At 68.2% G+C, this 15,049-nt stretch carries 17 protein-coding genes; 14 read left to right on the forward strand and 3 right to left on the reverse strand.

The genetic code is table 11. The features are described 5' to 3' along the window. The first annotated feature begins 93 nt into the window (after positions 1-93). The 13 genes from GQQ95_RS05500 to GQQ95_RS05560 all read left to right on the forward strand — a co-directional run bounded on the left by GQQ95_RS05500 (position 94) and on the right by GQQ95_RS05560 (position 11,081). On the forward strand, positions 94-918 hold the full coding sequence (locus tag GQQ95_RS05500) for an L-threonylcarbamoyladenylate synthase (RefSeq protein WP_157426647.1): 825 nt from the start codon (positions 94-96) through the stop codon (positions 916-918). Next, positions 915-2,183, forward strand: a complete 1,269-nt coding sequence (locus tag GQQ95_RS05505) for an MraY family glycosyltransferase (RefSeq protein WP_157426648.1) — start codon at positions 915-917, stop codon at positions 2,181-2,183. The genes GQQ95_RS05500 and GQQ95_RS05505 overlap by 4 nt, the downstream gene beginning before the upstream one ends. Further along, complete coding sequence (locus GQQ95_RS05510; protein ID WP_157426649.1) at positions 2,183-2,662, forward strand: Cg1360 family ATP-synthase-associated protein; 480 nt, start codon at positions 2,183-2,185, stop codon at positions 2,660-2,662. The genes GQQ95_RS05505 and GQQ95_RS05510 overlap by 1 nt, the downstream gene beginning before the upstream one ends. A 213-nt stretch (positions 2,663-2,875) precedes the next feature. Next, positions 2,876-3,655, forward strand: a complete 780-nt coding sequence (gene atpB, locus GQQ95_RS05515) for a F0F1 ATP synthase subunit A (RefSeq protein WP_246205197.1) — start codon at positions 2,876-2,878, stop codon at positions 3,653-3,655. 45 nt (positions 3,656-3,700) lie between these two features. Continuing rightward, entirely contained in the window at positions 3,701-3,934 is a 234-nt protein-coding gene (atpE, locus tag GQQ95_RS05520; RefSeq protein ID WP_022888426.1) for an ATP synthase F0 subunit C, read from the forward strand. Between the two features lie 28 nt (positions 3,935-3,962). Further along, positions 3,963-4,529, forward strand: coding sequence for a F0F1 ATP synthase subunit B (locus GQQ95_RS05525; protein WP_157426650.1), 567 nt, complete (start codon positions 3,963-3,965; stop codon positions 4,527-4,529). A gap of 3 nt (positions 4,530-4,532) precedes the next feature. After that, positions 4,533-5,330, forward strand: coding sequence for a F0F1 ATP synthase subunit delta (locus GQQ95_RS05530; RefSeq protein WP_157426651.1), 798 nt, complete (start codon positions 4,533-4,535; stop codon positions 5,328-5,330). Positions 5,331-5,407: 77 nt separating this feature from the next. Then, positions 5,408-7,048: a F0F1 ATP synthase subunit alpha gene (gene atpA / locus GQQ95_RS05535; protein ID WP_157426652.1), complete on the forward strand. Its 1,641-nt coding sequence runs from the start codon at positions 5,408-5,410 to the stop codon at positions 7,046-7,048. 44 nt (positions 7,049-7,092) lie between these two features. Next, positions 7,093-7,989 (forward strand): F0F1 ATP synthase subunit gamma, encoded by an 897-nt coding sequence (locus tag GQQ95_RS05540; protein WP_157426653.1) that lies wholly within the window; start codon positions 7,093-7,095, stop codon positions 7,987-7,989. A 23-nt stretch (positions 7,990-8,012) separates the two neighbouring features. Beyond that, positions 8,013-9,473, forward strand: coding sequence for a F0F1 ATP synthase subunit beta (gene atpD, locus GQQ95_RS05545; protein ID WP_157426654.1), 1,461 nt, complete (start codon positions 8,013-8,015; stop codon positions 9,471-9,473). A gap of 2 nt (positions 9,474-9,475) precedes the next feature. Beyond that, complete coding sequence (locus tag GQQ95_RS05550) at positions 9,476-9,736, forward strand: F0F1 ATP synthase subunit epsilon (RefSeq protein WP_157426655.1); 261 nt, start codon at positions 9,476-9,478, stop codon at positions 9,734-9,736. Between the two features lie 10 nt (positions 9,737-9,746). Beyond that, entirely contained in the window at positions 9,747-10,319 is a 573-nt protein-coding gene (locus tag GQQ95_RS05555) for a P-loop nucleotide/nucleoside kinase family protein (protein ID WP_157426656.1), read from the forward strand. Further along, positions 10,320-11,081, forward strand: a complete 762-nt coding sequence (locus GQQ95_RS05560) for a YaaA family protein (protein WP_157426657.1) — start codon at positions 10,320-10,322, stop codon at positions 11,079-11,081. It abuts the gene before it with no gap. Between the two features lie 86 nt (positions 11,082-11,167). Here the strand turns inward: GQQ95_RS05560 and GQQ95_RS05565 are convergent, their stop codons facing one another. Both GQQ95_RS05565 and GQQ95_RS05570 read right to left on the reverse strand, forming a co-directional pair. Next, positions 11,168-11,773 (reverse strand): DNA-3-methyladenine glycosylase I, encoded by a 606-nt coding sequence (locus tag GQQ95_RS05565; RefSeq protein ID WP_157426722.1) that lies wholly within the window; start codon positions 11,771-11,773, stop codon positions 11,168-11,170. Between the two features lie 5 nt (positions 11,774-11,778). Next, positions 11,779-12,270 carry a methylated-DNA--[protein]-cysteine S-methyltransferase gene (locus GQQ95_RS05570; RefSeq protein WP_157426658.1) on the reverse strand — a complete coding sequence of 164 codons (492 nt, stop codon included), beginning with the start codon at positions 12,268-12,270 and terminating at the stop codon, positions 11,779-11,781. A gap of 189 nt (positions 12,271-12,459) precedes the next feature. On the opposite strand from GQQ95_RS05570, the gene GQQ95_RS05575 reads away from it, so the two are divergent. Further along, positions 12,460-13,614: a DUF4192 family protein gene (locus GQQ95_RS05575; protein WP_170296974.1), complete on the forward strand. Its 1,155-nt coding sequence runs from the start codon at positions 12,460-12,462 to the stop codon at positions 13,612-13,614. A gap of 45 nt (positions 13,615-13,659) precedes the next feature. Here GQQ95_RS05575 and GQQ95_RS05580 read toward each other — a convergent pair whose 3' ends face one another. Continuing rightward, complete coding sequence (locus tag GQQ95_RS05580; RefSeq protein ID WP_157426660.1) at positions 13,660-15,045, reverse strand: aspartate aminotransferase family protein; 1,386 nt, start codon at positions 15,043-15,045, stop codon at positions 13,660-13,662. Positions 15,046-15,049: the final 4 nt, after the last annotated feature.

A 15,049-nucleotide genomic window follows, 5' to 3' on the forward strand; every position in this document is an offset into this window, starting at 1 on the left:
ATCCGTCCTTCGCGTGCGCGGCCGCGCGCACGTCGTTCCCCGGCGGTCCGCGGCGGTCGCCCGCCGGGTGCGCTGGTCTAGAATCGAGCGGTCATGACTGCCATCTACGACTGTTCGGTCGAATCCCAGCTGCTCACGGGCATGCGCCTCGCGCGCGCGGCGATCGGGCGAGGGCAGCTCGTCGTCCTCCCGACCGACACGGTCTACGGGCTCGCGGCCGATGCGTTCGACCCCGCCGCGGTCGGCCGCCTCCTCGCGGCAAAGGGCCGCGAGCGCACCTCGCCGCCGCCCGTGCTCATCCCCGGCATCCCCACGCTCGACGCGCTCGCGCGCGAGATCCCCGAGCCCGTCCGCCGGCTCGTCGGCGAGTTCTGGCCCGGTGGGCTCACCGTGATCCTGCACGCGCAGCCCTCCCTGACGTGGGACCTGGGCGAGACGCGCGGGACCGTCGCGCTCCGCATGCCCGACAACCGCGTCGCCCTCGAACTGCTCTCCGAGACCGGACCGCTCGCCGTGTCGTCGGCGAACCTCAGCGGCCGGCCATCGGCCACCACTGCGGCCGAGGCGTCCGACATGCTCGGAGACGCGGTCACCGTGTTCCTCGACGGCGGGCCGGCCGGCAGTGACTACGACGCGATCGGCGAACGGCCGGGCGACACCTCCTCGACCATCGTCGACGCCACCGGTCTCAGCGAGAGCGGGGGAGTGCTCCGCATCGTGCGGGCCGGCGTCATCTCCCGCGAGCGCATCGCCGCGGTCGTCGGTGAGGAGCTCCTCGCTCCCGCCGCATCGGCCGCATCCGAGCCGGAGCCTCGCACGGATCCCGAGCCCGCGGCATCCGCCTCGCCCGCGGTGGAGCCCGCGGCATCCGCCGAGCCCGCCGCCTCGGGCGACGCGACGGGCACCGCCGCCTCATGACCCTCTTCCTCGCGCTCGCCATCGTGGCCGCGCTCGTGACCCTGGTGGGCTCCTACGGGGTCTGGAAGTTCAGCCTGAAGTACCGGCTCTACCCCAAGATCCGCGAACGCGACGTGCACACGCGCCCGACGCCGCGCCTCGGCGGCGTCGCGATGTTCGTGGGCATCCTCGTCGCGTTCGGCGCGGCGTGGTTCATCTCGAGCCTCGGCCCGACCCGGTTCGCGAACGTCGCGATCATCTTCCAGGACCCGGCACAGGTGCTCTCGATCCTCGGCGCCGCATTGCTCATCGTGCTCATCGGCGTCGCCGACGACATCTGGGACCTCGACTGGACCACCAAGCTCGCGGGCCAGTTCATCGCGGCGGGGCTCATCGCCTGGCAGGGCGTGTCCATCGTGTCGCTGCCCATCGGCGGCATCCTCGTCGGCTCGTCGTGGATGTTCGCGACCCTCACGGTCTTCGTCATCGTGCTCGTGATGAACGCCGTCAACTTCATCGACGGGCTCGACGGCCTGGTCGCCGGTGTCTCGCTCATCTCCAACGGCGTGTTCTTCGTCTACACCTACCTCCTGGTGCAGCAGACCTCGCCCACGAACTACTTCAACCTCGCGTCGATGATCGCGATCATCCTGGTCGGCGCGTGCGCCGGCTTCCTGCCGCTGAACTGGCGCCCGGCGAAGCTCTTCATGGGCGACGCGGGCGCCCTCCTCGTCGGCCTCCTGATGGCGACCTCGGCCATCGCCGTCACCGGACAGCTGAACCCGGCCGGGGTCGGATTCAACCAGCTCTTCGCCGCGTTCATCCCGATCATCCTGCCGGTCGTCGTGCTCCTGATCCCGCTGCTCGACTTCGGCCTCGCGGTCGTGCGCCGCCTTCGGGCGGGCAAGTCGCCGTTCGCGGCCGACCGCAAGCACCTGCATCACCGCCTGCTCGACATGGGGCACTCCCACCTGAACGCCGTGCTCATCTTCTACGGCTGGACGGCCGTGGCATCCATCGGATGCCTCCTGACGTACGTGTTCCCCGTCTACCTCGGCATCAGCGCCCGCTGGGCCTTCCTCCTCCTCGGCCTCGGCTTCGTCGCGTGCGCGATCGTCACCCTCGCGCCCCTCGGCCGTCGCAAGCGGCTCACCGTCGCCGCCGAGGCCACGCCGGTCGCCGAGGCCCCGGTCGTCGCCACGAAGGACCACCCGGCCGACGAGCTCGACCGGCATCCGCTCAGCGAGCGATCGGTAGAATCGGGCGACCCCACGACTGGAGCCTGATGACCGACGCACGACCCGAATCCGCCGATCGCACGCCGACCTCGAACCCGGTGCTGCGGCGGGCACTCACCCTCGGCGGCATCGTCGCCGCCGTCCTGCTCGTGGTGAGCGCCGTGCTCGGCTTCGTCTTCGCCGGTGCAGAGGGGCTCGCCGGAGCCCTCGTCGGAACGGCGATGGCGGTCGTGTTCATGGGCATCACCGCGGCGAGCATCCTGATCGCCAACCGGTTCTCCTCGAGCGACCTCTTCGTCGGCGCATTCTTCGGCATCGTGCTCGGCGGCTGGCTCCTGAAGTTCGTCGTGTTCATCGTGCTGGTGGTGCTCCTGCGCGACGCGACCTGGCTCGACACCACCGTGCTGTTCCTCAGCCTCGTGGCCGGCGTCATCGCCTCGCTGGCGGTCGACGTGATCGTCATCACGAAGTCGCGGATGCCGCATGTGAGCGACGTCGAACTGCCGGCCGCTCCGAGCGACGACTGATTTCGACCGCGTGTCGAACTCGAAGCGCCGGGACTTCCTCGGCGATTCGTCCGATGCCCGAAGTGTTGCTAGAGTAATGGAGATCCCCCCGGTAAACGCCTGCTTCGGCATGTGCGTGAAACCGATCCGATGTTCGTCGTCGCGAGAGCCGAGCTCCACGCCCCGAAACAGGAGATAGCGCTGCTAGCTAACGCTCTGAACCTTCTGGTTCCGATGTCAACCAACGATGGTGAATTCCACGGGCCGTCGATCGACGAATTCTTCCCTGGAGCGCTGTTCTTCGAGGACACCCCCTTCGAGATCAACCGCATCATGCTCGTCCGCTTCGTCGCGGTCGTCGCGCTGCTCCTGGTCTTCTGGCTCGGCACGCGGCACCTCCGCATCGTGCCCGGCCGATTCCAGAGCCTCGTCGAGATGGGTCTCGACCTGGTGCGGGTCAACATCGCCGAGGACCTCCTCGGCAAGAAGGACGGCCGTCGCTTCCTGCCGATCCTCACGACGATGTTCTTCATGATCCTGTTCATGAACATCACGGGCGTGGTCCCGTTCCTGAACATCGCCGGCACCTCCGTCATCGGCGTGCCGCTGGTCCTCGCGATCGTGGCGTACGTGACCTTCATCTACGCGGGCGTCAAGAAGAGCCCCAAGAACTTCTTCAAGAACTCCCTGTTCCCCTCGGGTGTTCCGTGGCCGGTGTACATCATCGTCACGCCGATCGAGCTCATCTCGACGTTCGTGATCCGCCCGATCACGCTGACCCTTCGACTCATGATGAACATGATCGTCGGTCACCTCCTGCTCGTGCTCTTCTTCGCAGCCACGCAGTTCTTCGTCTTCTCCCTCGGCGGCTGGTGGACACTCGTCGGCGCCGGAACCCTGGCCTTCGGCCTCGCGTTCACGCTGTTCGAGATCCTCGTCGCCGTCCTGCAGGCATACGTCTTCGCACTTCTCACCGCGGTCTACATCCAGCTCGCGGTCGCCGAAGAGCACTGAGCCCGGGCATCCGCCCAGAAACATCCCTAGGAAAGGAAACCCAACGTGGACGCAACCACCGTTCTCGCTGAGATCAACGGCAACATCGCGACGGTCGGCTACGGCCTCGCAGCCATCGGCCCGGCCATCGGCGTGGGCATCGTCGTCGGCAAGACCATCGAGGGCGTTGCTCGTCAGCCCGAGCTGGCCGGCCGTCTCCAGGTCCTGATGTGGATCGGTATCGCCTTCACCGAGGCGCTCGCCTTCATCGGTATCGCGACCTACTTCATCTTCGTCTGATCCACCCGTCGCAACTGAGGAGGCCAACGTGCTTCATGCAGTACTGAGCGCTGCAACCGAGGGTGGCGAGACCCACAGCCCGGTCATTCCCGAGCTGTACGACATCCTCTGGTCGTCGGTCTGCTTCGTCATCATCCTGATCTTCTTCTGGAAGTACGTGCTCCCGCGCGTCCAGAAGATGCTCGATGAGCGCGGCGAGGCGATCGAGGGCAACATCGCGAAGGCCGACGAGGCCCAGCGCAAGGCCGAGGCCGCCCTCGAGGAGTACACCGCACAGCTCGCCGACGCGCGCGCCGAGGCGGGTGCCATCCGCGAGACCGCCCGTGAAGACGGCAAGAAGATCGTCGCCGAGGCCAAGGAGACCGCCGTGGTCGAGGCCGCGCGCGTCACCTCGAGCGCCCAGGCGCAGATCGAGGCCGAGCGCCAGTCCGCGCTCGTCTCGCTCCGCTCCGAGGTCGGCACGATCGCGATCGACCTGGCTTCGGGCGTCATCGGCGAGTCGCTGACCGACGACCAGAAGGCCCAGGCCGTGGTCGACCGGTTCCTCGCCGACCTCGAGGCGTCCGAGAAGGCCGCCGCAGGGGAGACGAAGTAACCCATGGGCAGTGCTACGAGAGAAGCCCTGGCCGCGACGCGAGCCTCGCTCGCGTCGTTCGGCCGGGCCGACCTGTCGGTCGCGGAGGACCTCCTCGCCGCCGGTCGACTCATCGCCGGTTCTGCGCAGCTGCGCAGCGCACTCACCGACAACGAGGCCGATGAGGCCCAGAAGCGACAGCTGGTCACCTCGGTGTTCGGCAGCCGCCTCGCGCCCGGCGCCGTGAGCCTGCTCACGGCCGCGGCGTCGAACCGGTGGTCGAGCCAGGCGGACTTCCTCGACGGCATCGAAGAGATCGGCTTCCGCGTCGCAGCGGATGCCGCGGGCGAAGGCGTCGACCTCGACGCCGAGCTCTTCGCCTTCGAGCGCACCGTGGCATCCGATTCGGAGCTCGAGCTCGCGCTCGGCTCCAAGCTCGGTGCCGACGACGCCAAGGCGAAGCTGGTCGAGCGGCTGCTCGGCACCGGCTCCGTCCACCCGGCGACGCTCGCGATCGTCCGGCACCTGGTGCTCTCGCCCCGGGGTCGCCGCATCGGTGCGATGCTGCGCGGCGCGGCATCGCTCGTCGCCGACCAGCGCGGCTTCGCGGTCGCGACGGTCACGAGCGCGGTGCCGTTGAACGACACGCAGCTCGCTCGCCTCGAGCAGGGCCTCGCCGCACAGGCGGGCCGCCGCATCCGATTCGACACGATCATCGATCCCGCCGTCCTGGGCGGCGTTCGCGTGCAGATCGGCGACGACGTCATCGACGGCAGCGTCGCCTCGCGCCTCAGCTCGCTGAGGCAGAAGCTTGCCGGCTGACGCCGGACGACACCGACCGGCGTCTCGCGCCGCGACAGACCAGTAGCTGTACAACCGGTACAGAAAAGGGAAAGACAATGGCAGAACTCTCCATCAGCCCCGATGAGATCCGCTCGGCTCTCACGGAGTTCGCCTCGGCCTACGAGCCGGGCACGGCGAAGACGACCGAGGTCGGCTACGTCACCGATGCCGCAGACGGCATCGCGCACGTCGAGGGCCTGCCCTCGGTCATGGCCAACGAGCTCATCCGGTTCGCCGATGGCACGCTCGGCCTCGCGCTGAACCTGGACGAAGACGAGATCGGCGTCGTCGTGCTCGGCGAGTTCACCGGCATCGAAGAGGGCATGGAGGTGACCCGCACCGGCGAGGTCCTGTCCGTCCCCGTCGGCGAGGGCTACCTCGGCCGTGTCGTCGACCCGCTGGGCAACCCGATCGACGGCCTCGGCGAGATCACCGGCATCGACGGCCGCCGTGCGCTCGAGCTCCAGGCTCCCGGCGTCATGCAGCGCAAGTCGGTGCACGAGCCCCTGCAGACCGGCATCAAGGCGATCGACGCCATGATCCCCGTCGGCCGCGGCCAGCGCCAGCTGATCATCGGCGACCGCCAGACCGGCAAGACGGCGATCGCGATCGACACGATCATCAACCAGAAGGCCAACTGGGAGTCGGGCGACGTCAACAAGCAGGTTCGCTGCATCTACGTCGCGATCGGCCAGAAGGGCTCGACCATCGCCTCGGTGAAGGGCGCGCTCGAGGATGCCGGAGCCATGGAGTACACGACGATCGTCGCTGCTCCCGCGTCGGACCCTGCCGGCTTCAAGTACCTCGCACCGTACACCGGCTCGGCCATCGGCCAGCACTGGATGTACGACTCGAAGCACGTCCTCATCATCTTCGACGACCTGTCGAAGCAGGCCGAGGCCTACCGCGCCGTGTCGCTCCTCCTGCGCCGTCCGCCGGGACGCGAGGCGTACCCCGGCGACGTGTTCTACCTGCACTCGCGTCTGCTCGAGCGTTGCGCCAAGCTCTCCGACGAGCTCGGCGCCGGCTCGATGACCGGCCTGCCGATCATCGAGACCAAGGCCAACGACGTCTCGGCGTACATCCCGACCAACGTGATCTCGATCACGGACGGCCAGATCTTCCTCCAGTCCGACCTCTTCAACGCGAACCAGCGTCCGGCGGTCGACGTGGGCATCTCGGTCTCGCGAGTCGGTGGCGACGCGCAGGTCAAGTCCATCAAGAAGGTGTCCGGCACGCTGAAGCTCGAGCTCGCGCAGTACCGCTCGCTCGAGGCGTTCGCGATGTTCGCGTCCGACCTCGACGCGGCCAGCCGCCGCCAGCTCGCACGTGGTGCGCGCCTGACGGAACTGCTCAAGCAGCCGCAGTACTCGCCCTATCCCGTCGAGGAGCAGGTCGTCTCGATCTGGGCGGGCACCAACGGCAAGCTCGACGAGGTCCCGGTCGAAGACGTGCTGCGGTTCGAGCGCGAGCTGCTCGACTTCCTCGGCCGCAACACCTCGGTGCTGACGGACCTCCGCGAGACCAACGTGCTCTCCGACGAGACCGTTGCCACGCTCGAGTCCTCGGTCGACAAGTTCAAGCTCGAGTTCCAGACTGGTGAGGGCAAGCCGCTCGCATCCGTCGGCTCCGAGCAGTTCGAGCCCATCGATGCCGAGAACGTCGACCAGGAGAAGGTCGTCAAGACGAAGCGCTGAGCTTCGTCCGACGGATCGATCGACTCTAGGAATTCAGGAGAGACATGGGAGCGCAACTTCGGGTCTACCGGCAGAAGATCAAGTCTGCCCAGACGACGAAGAAGATCACCAAGGCGATGGAGCTCATCGCCGCCTCGCGGATCCAGAAGGCGCAGGCACGGGTGGCGGCTTCGACGCCGTATTCGCGGGCGATCACGCGTGCCGTCTCGGCCGTGGCGACGCACTCGAACGTCGCGCACGTGCTGACGACCGAGCCCGAGCGCATCGAGCGTTCCGCAGTCGTGATCCTCACGTCCGACCGCGGTCTCGCCGGTGCCTTCAACTCGCAGGTGCTCCGTGAAGCGGAGCAGGTCAGCGAGCTGCTCCGCTCCGAGGGCAAGGAAGTCAGCTACTTCCTCGTCGGACGGAAGGCGGTCGGCTACTTCGCGTTCCGTCGCCGCGAGTCCGAGCAGCAGTGGACCGGAAGCTCCGAGAACCCCGACTTCGAACTCGCCAAGGAGATCTCCGACGCGGTGCTCGAGGCGTTCCTCCGCGATGCATCCGACGGCGGAGTCGACGAGATCTTCATCGTCTACAACCGGTTCGTGAGCATGATGACGCAGACGCCCTCGGTGGTGCGTCTGCTGCCGCTCGAGGTCGTCGAGGGCGTCGCAGAGCCGACGACCCAGGTCGAGCCGTTGTACGAGTTCGAGCCCGACGCCGCGACCGTGCTCGACCAGCTGCTGCCGGTCTACATCGAGAGCCGCATCTTCAATGCCCTGCTCCAGTCCTCCGCCGCCAAGCACGCGGCGACCCAGAAGGCGATGAAGTCGGCGAGCGACAACGCCGACACGCTCATCACCGACTACACCCGCCTCGCCAACAACGCGCGCCAGGCCGAGATCACGCAGCAGATCTCCGAGATCGTGGGCGGCGCCGACGCGCTCGTCGCCGCCAAGTAGCAACTCAGAAAAGAGAGAGCAGAATGACTGACACCGCAACCGCGCCGGTCGCCGAGCGTGCCGCCGGCGCCGTCGGACGCATCGCCCGCGTCACCGGCCCCGTCGTCGACATCGAGTTCCCGCACGACTCGATCCCCGAGATCTACAACGCGCTGAAGACCGAGATCACCATCGACGACCACACGTCGGTGCTGACCCTCGAGGTCGCCCAGCACCTCGGTGACGACCTCGTTCGCGCCATCGCCCTGAAGCCCACCGACGGACTCGTCCGCGGCCAGGAGGTCACCGACACCGGGCAAGCGATCTCCGTCCCCGTCGGCGATGTCACCAAGGGCAAGGTGTTCAACGTCATCGGCGAGATCCTGAACGGCGAGCCGGGCGAGCAGGTCGAGATCACCGAGCGCTGGCCGATCCACCGTCGCCCGCCGGCATTCGACCAGCTCGAGTCGAAGACGCAGCTCTTCGAGACCGGCATCAAGTCGATCGACCTCCTCACCCCGTACGTGCAGGGTGGAAAGATCGGCCTCTTCGGCGGTGCAGGTGTCGGCAAGACCGTCCTCATCCAGGAGATGATCCAGCGCGTCGCGCAGGACCACGGCGGCGTGTCCGTGTTCGCCGGTGTCGGCGAGCGCACCCGTGAGGGCAACGACCTCATTCACGAGATGGAGGAGGCGGGCGTCTTCGACAAGACCGCCCTCGTCTTCGGCCAGATGGACGAGCCGCCCGGAACGCGTCTTCGCGTCGCCCTCTCCGCGCTCACGATGGCGGAGTACTTCCGCGACGTGCAGAAGCAGGACGTGCTGCTCTTCATCGACAACATCTTCCGCTTCACGCAGGCCGGTTCCGAGGTCTCGACCCTGCTCGGCCGCATGCCTTCGGCCGTGGGTTACCAGCCGAACCTCGCCGACGAGATGGGCGTGCTCCAGGAGCGCATCACCTCGACGCGTGGCCACTCGATCACCTCGCTGCAGGCGATCTACGTGCCGGCCGACGACTACACCGACCCGGCGCCCGCCACGACCTTCGCCCACCTCGACGCGACGACGGAGCTCTCGCGCGAGATCGCGTCGAAGGGTCTCTACCCCGCCATCGACCCGCTGACGTCCACGTCGCGGATCATGGACCCCAGGTACCTGGGCGCCGACCACTACCGCGTCGCGACCACGGTCAAGCAGATCCTCCAGAAGAACAAGGAACTGCAGGAGATCATCGCCATTCTCGGTGTCGACGAGCTCTCCGAGGAAGACAAGATCACGGTGTCGCGTGCGCGCCGCATCCAGCAGTTCCTCTCCCAGAACACCTACATGGCGAAGAAGTTCACCGGTGTCGAGGGTTCGACGGTTCCGCTGAAGGACACGATCGAGTCGTTCGACGCGATCGCGCGCGGTGACTTCGACCACGTGGCCGAGCAGGCGTTCTTCAACGTCGGCCCGATCACCGACGTCGAGGAGAACTGGGCTCGCATCCAGAAGGAGAACGGCTGAGCATGGCCGCACTCAACGTGAGCGTCGTCTCGGCCGACCGGGAGATCTGGTCGGGCGAGGCGTCCATGGTCGTCGCACGCACGGTCGAGGGCCAGATCGGCATCCTGCCCGGCCACGAGCCCATGCTGGCGGTCCTGGCGACCGGCGAAGTGCGCGTCACCCTGCCGAGCGGTGAGAAGGTCGCGGCGAACGCCGATGACGGCTTCCTCTCGGTGCAGTCGAACGTGGTGCAGATCGTCGCGTCCCGCGCGAGCCTGAGCTGAGGCTCAGCGGATGCAGGGGGAGCAGCCGCTGGACCGTCAGTTCGGCGAACTATCGATCACGCAGCTGGTCGTGATGGCAGGTCTGCCCGGTGCCGGGAAGTCGACGATCGCCGAGATCGTCGGCGCCCGGCTCGGCGCGACCGTCGTGTCGGTCGATCCGATCGAGTCCGCGATCCTTCGGGCCGGCATCGACGCGGGTGAGCCGACGGGCCTCGCCGCGTACCTCGTCGCCGAGGAGATCGCCGAGAAGGAACTCGCCTCCGGGCGTACGGTCATCGTCGATGCGGTCAACGCGGCGGAGGCGGCCAGGCTCCAGTGGCGCGATCTCGCCGTCCGCACCGAGGTCAGGCTTCGCGTGGTCGAGGTGGTCTGCTCGGATGAGGCCGTGCATCGGGCTCGTCTCGAGAAGCGGCAGCGTGGCCTTCCGCACCTCGAGGAGACGACCTGGCGGGCGGTGGAGCAGAGCCTCGAGGGCTACGCCCCCTGGACCGGACCCTCGTCGGCGCTGCCCCGGGTGAGCATCGACAGCGTCGAGTCACTCGGTGCGAACGTCGACGCGACCCTCGCCTTCCTGTCGCTGTAGATGCTGCTCCTGCTTCCGCCTTCTGAGACGAAGCGCGAGGGCGGCAGCGGTGCTCCGCTCGACCTCGCGTCGCTCTCGTACCCGGAACTGACCGACCTCCGGAGTGAACTCGTCGATCGACTGATCGCGCTCTGCGCCGACGAATCGGTTGCGTTGAAGGCGTTGAAGCTCGGTCCGCGCCTCGTCAAGGAGGTCGAGCACGATCGCCTCCTCCGGACGTCACCGACGATGCCGGCCCTCGATCGCTTCACCGGTGTCCTCTTCGACGCGCTCGATGCGGAGACGCTCGATGATGCCTCCCGTCGCTTCGCCGCCGACACCACGTTCGTGCATTCGGCGCTGTTCGGCCTCCTCGGTGCGCTGGACCCCATTCCCGCGTATCGGCTCTCGCATGACTCGAGGGTGCCCGGCGTCAGCCTGCGACGGTACTGGCGTGAGGCGATCTCTTCGCGCATCAGCGAGCACGCCGGCGTGGTGCTGGACCTTCGGTCGGAGGCCTATGCCGACCTCGGGCCGTCCCCGGCTCGCCAGGAGAGTCTGTTCGTTCGAGTGGTCACCGTGGATGCGGGCGGCCAGCGGCGGGCCCTGAACCATTTCAACAAGCAGGCCAAGGGGCGGTTCACCCGCCGCTTCCTCGAGACTCGCCCCATCATCGATGCGATCGACGACCTCATCGACTGGGCCGGCTCCGAAGGATTCGTGCTGGGCCGAGGGGCCGCGGCAACGGCCACCTCGCCACTCGAACTCGACCTGGTCGCCTGAGGGCCGAGCTCGAAGACCAGGCTCCCGCTCGAGACGGCGACGCGTTGACGATCTGGGAGCGCGCCCGGCCCGACTCGACGGACTCGTCAACCCACCGCGGAACGCAGCGCCGACGCCGGTCCAGACCGGAAGCAGCCCTCGAGGTGGTCGTCGACGAGTCCCGCCGCCTGCATGAGCGCGTACATCGTCGTGGGACCGACGAAGCGGAATCCGAGTCTGCGAAGCTCCTTGCTCAGAGCGTTCGACTCGGGAGTGATCGCGGGAACGTCGGCGAAGGACCGCGGAGGGTCGCGAGGTGTCTCAGGTGCGAAGCTCCAGATGAGCTCATCGATCGGCCGGTCGAGCTCGAGCGTGGCGCGGGCATTTCCGAGGGTGGCCTCGATCTTGCCGCGGTGGCGAATGATCCGGTCATCCTCGAGGAGGCGCTGCACGTCGTCTTCGTCCATCGCCGCCACGCGTTCGACCTCGAAGCCGTGGAACACCTCCCGGAATGCCGGACGTCGGCGGAGGATCGTGATCCATGACAACCCGGCTTGGAAGCCCTCGAGGCAGACCTTCTCGAAGAGGCGCGTCGGGTCGTGTTGGGCCCGGCCCCATTCCTCATCGTGATAGCGGAGGTACTCATCATCGCCGGCGCTCCACCCGCAACGCTGAACCCCGTCGTCGCCGCGGACGAGCTCGGGACGCGGGATCACGCTCACGCCGCGAACCCGATCTTCTCGTGACCCAGGAGCCACAGCTTCGTCGGGACTCCGTCGCCGCCGGAGTAGCCCGTGATGCGCCCGTCGGAGGCGAGGACGCGATGACACCCGACGATGATGGGGACCGGGTTCGCCCCGACCGCGCCGCCGATCGCTCGAGCGGACCCCGGCTTGCCGACGGCGACCGCGAGCGCGCCGTAGGAGATCGCGTCGCCGTGTCCGAGTTGCCGCAGGCGCTCCCATACAGCGCACTGGAACTCCGTGCCCTGCAGGCGGACGGGCAGGTCGAACTCGGTACGGGTGCCGTCGAAGTACTCCGCGAGCTGGACCCTGGCGGCCTCGAGCACGGCGTTGGTCCGCTCCGCCTCGCCGTCATGGGGAAGGACCCCGCCGCGTTCGATCGACAGCGAGGTGACGGCGGCGTCGTCGGCGATGATCTCGATGCGGCCGACGGGGCTGTTGATACGGATGAGGTGCAGTTCGTTCATGATTCGAGCGTAGCCACGCGCACCGACAACCACTCGCGGAAATCGGACATCGCGAGGGTCGTGCTGGTCGACAGGCTGTCGAGGACGGGTCCCCGACTTCCCCTCCCCAACGCCCGCGGAACGTGGCCGTGTCGGGACGACGGCGGACCGCCGTGATCGGCGCCGTCGTCGCCGTGCACCATGTCGCCCATGACCGCCATCATCCGCGCCGCATCGGCGCATGACCTGCTCGCCCTCGTCCCCGCGCTCGCCGGCTTCACGCCGAGCCGGTCGCTCGTCTGCGTGGCCTTCACGGGCACGCGCACGGCAGGGGTCCTCCGTCACGACCTCCCGGCCGATGCCGGCGATCACGCGGCCCTCGTCGCGGTGGTGATCGGCACCGTCTGCCGCATGCCGGGCGTCGACGCCATCGTGCCGATCGTCTATACGGATGCGACCTTCCGCGAGGTCGGAGGCCTCCCGGAACGAGCGCTCCTCGACCTGATCGCCGACCGGGCGGTGCACGCGGGGTTCCAGGTGAAGGACGCGCTCTGTCAGGCGGGTGACGGCTGGGCGTCCGCCTTCGATTCCTCGGCGCCGGCGGCGGGACATCCGCTCGCGATGGTCTCGAACAACGCGGCGGCCCGCGAGGCGGCCGGCTTGGCGGATGTCGAGGGCGGCGACCAGTCGGGAACGATGCCACCGCCCGACGCACGCACCGCGCCGGCCCTCGCATCGGCGTTCGGGGAACTCCGGGAGCTGCGCACCGCGGAGCAGGCGATGGCAGGACTCGGCCGGCTCGCCGACCCGATCGAGCTCGTCGACTCCCTGCTGTCCGCCCCGCGTCGTTCGCAGCCCGTTCGACACCTCGCGTGGTTCCTCCACCTCGCCTCGCTCCCGGCCATCCGGGATGCCATGATGCTGCACATCGCCTTCGGCCGCGTGGTCGCGGACCTCGCCCTCGATGCGTCGGACGCGGGCTCCGAGGACGGGCCGGTGCCGGAAGCGGGGATGGGCGTGCTCGGGCGTGCTCGAACGACGGCGGGTGCGATGCAGGCCGAGGTCGACGACCTGCTCGCCAGGCTCATCACCGGGCAGACGATGCTCCGGCCCGACCGGCGCCGGGTCGAGCGGGCATTCAGGCTGATCCGAGGCCTCGTCGCGGACGCCCCCGCGGATGCCCGTCCGGGCGCATGCTGCATCGCCGCCTGGCTGGCCTGGTGCCTCGGCCGTGGATCGGTCGCCGGATCGCTCCTGGATGCGGCGCTGGAGATCGACCCCGGGCACACCATGGCCCGACTGCTCGACGAGTTCATCGGCAGCGGAGCGCTGCCCGACTGGGCCTTCATCCGAGACGGGCGATGATGCGGTGCCGGCGGCCGAGCGGACCGGCGGGCACCGCACCGTCGGTCAGAGCCGGTTCGAGGCCTCGGTCAGCACGCTCCGGAGGATCTGCTCGATCTCCTGGAACTCCGGGACGCCGATGGTCAGCGGGGGCGACAGCTGGATCACGGGGTCGCCACGGTCGTCCGCCCGGCAGTAGAGCCCGGCCTCGAACAGGGCCGTCGAGAGGAACCCGCGGAGCAGTCGCTCGGACTCGTCTTCGTTGAACGTCTCGCGGGTGGCCTTGTCCTTCACGAGCTCCACCGCGAAGAAGTACCCGGCACCGCGCACGTCGCCGACGATCGGCAGGTCGTTGAGCTTCTCGAGCTCGGCGCGGAAGAGCGGCGAATTCTCGCGGACGTGCTCGAAGAGGTGCTCCTCCTCGAAGATGTCGAGATTCTCGAGCGCGACCGCCGCCGAGACCGGGTGGCCGGCCCAGGTGTACCCGTGGTAGAAGGTCGTGTCCCCGTGCTTGAAGGGCTCGTAGACCCGGTCGCTGATGATGGTCGCGCCCATGGGGGCGTAGCCGGAGGTCATCGCCTTGGCGCACGTGATCATGTCCGGCACGTAGCCGTACTCCTCGCATGCGAACATGTGGCCGATCCGGCCGAAGGCGCAGATGACCTCGTCGGAGACGAGCAGCACGTCGTACTTGTCGCAGATCTCGCGGACCCGCTGGAAGTAGCCGGGGGGCGGCGGGAAGCATCCGCCGGAGTTCTGCACCGGCTCGAGGAAGACGGCGGCCACCGTGTCGGGGTCCTCCATGAGGATCTGCTCCTCGATCCGGTTGGCCGCCCAGATGCCGAAGGCCTCCTCGTCCTCGGCGGGGGCGCCCATCTCTGCTGCGCGGTAGAAGTTGGTGTTCGGCACCCGGAGCCCGCCGGGAGTGATCGGCTCGAACGGCGCCTTGATCGGGAGGCCGGTCACCGCGAGCGCGCCCTGCGGGGTGCCGTGGTAGGCGAGGGCCCGCGAGATCACCTTGTACTTGGAGGGGCGACCCATCAGTTTCCAGTAGTTCTTGGCGAGCTTGTACGCCGTCTCGACCGCTTCGCCGCCACCGGTGGAGAAGAAGACCCGGTTCAGGTCTCCCGGGGCGTGCTCGGCCAGGCGGTCGGCGAGCTCGATGGCCTTCGGGTGCGCGTAGGACCAGATCGGGAAGAATGCGAGCTGCTCGGCCTGCTTGGCGGCGACCTCGGCGAGCCTGCGGCGGCCATGGCCGGCGTTCACCACGAACAGGCCGGCGAGCCCGTCGATGTAGCTCCGGCCCTGGATGTCGTAGATGCGGTGACCCTCGCCGCGCGTGATGATCGGCACTCCGGAGGTCTCCATCGTGGACTGCCTGGCGAAGTGCATCCAGAGGTGGTCCTTCGCCATCTGCTGCAGTGCCGCATTGTCTTCTACTCGATCGGTCATGATC

The sequence above is a fragment of the Agromyces salentinus genome (assembly GCF_009749395.1).
Classification (GTDB): domain Bacteria; phylum Actinomycetota; class Actinomycetes; order Actinomycetales; family Microbacteriaceae; genus Agromyces; species Agromyces salentinus.

Excerpts from the sequence above, each read along its gene's own strand:
- GQQ95_RS05500 (WP_157426647.1), top strand. The coding sequence starts at position 94 with ATGACTGCCATCTACGACTGTTCGGTCGAATCCCAGCTGCTCACGGGC.
- GQQ95_RS05505 (WP_157426648.1), top strand. The coding sequence starts at position 915 with ATGACCCTCTTCCTCGCGCTCGCCATCGTGGCCGCGCTCGTGACCCTG.
- GQQ95_RS05510 (WP_157426649.1), top strand. The coding sequence starts at position 2,183 with ATGACCGACGCACGACCCGAATCCGCCGATCGCACGCCGACCTCGAAC.
- atpB (WP_246205197.1), top strand. The coding sequence starts at position 2,876 with ATGTCAACCAACGATGGTGAATTCCACGGGCCGTCGATCGACGAATTC.
- GQQ95_RS05530 (WP_157426651.1), top strand. The coding sequence starts at position 4,533 with ATGGGCAGTGCTACGAGAGAAGCCCTGGCCGCGACGCGAGCCTCGCTC.
- atpA (WP_157426652.1), top strand. The coding sequence starts at position 5,408 with ATGGCAGAACTCTCCATCAGCCCCGATGAGATCCGCTCGGCTCTCACG.
- GQQ95_RS05540 (WP_157426653.1), top strand. The coding sequence starts at position 7,093 with ATGGGAGCGCAACTTCGGGTCTACCGGCAGAAGATCAAGTCTGCCCAG.
- atpD (WP_157426654.1), top strand. The coding sequence starts at position 8,013 with ATGACTGACACCGCAACCGCGCCGGTCGCCGAGCGTGCCGCCGGCGCC.
- GQQ95_RS05550 (WP_157426655.1), top strand. The coding sequence starts at position 9,476 with ATGGCCGCACTCAACGTGAGCGTCGTCTCGGCCGACCGGGAGATCTGG.
- GQQ95_RS05555 (WP_157426656.1), top strand. The coding sequence starts at position 9,747 with ATGCAGGGGGAGCAGCCGCTGGACCGTCAGTTCGGCGAACTATCGATC.
- GQQ95_RS05560 (WP_157426657.1), top strand. The coding sequence starts at position 10,320 with ATGCTGCTCCTGCTTCCGCCTTCTGAGACGAAGCGCGAGGGCGGCAGC.
- GQQ95_RS05570 (WP_157426658.1), bottom strand. The coding sequence starts at position 12,270 with ATGAACGAACTGCACCTCATCCGTATCAACAGCCCCGTCGGCCGCATC.
- GQQ95_RS05575 (WP_170296974.1), top strand. The coding sequence starts at position 12,460 with ATGACCGCCATCATCCGCGCCGCATCGGCGCATGACCTGCTCGCCCTC.
- GQQ95_RS05580 (WP_157426660.1), bottom strand. The coding sequence starts at position 15,045 with ATGACCGATCGAGTAGAAGACAATGCGGCACTGCAGCAGATGGCGAAG.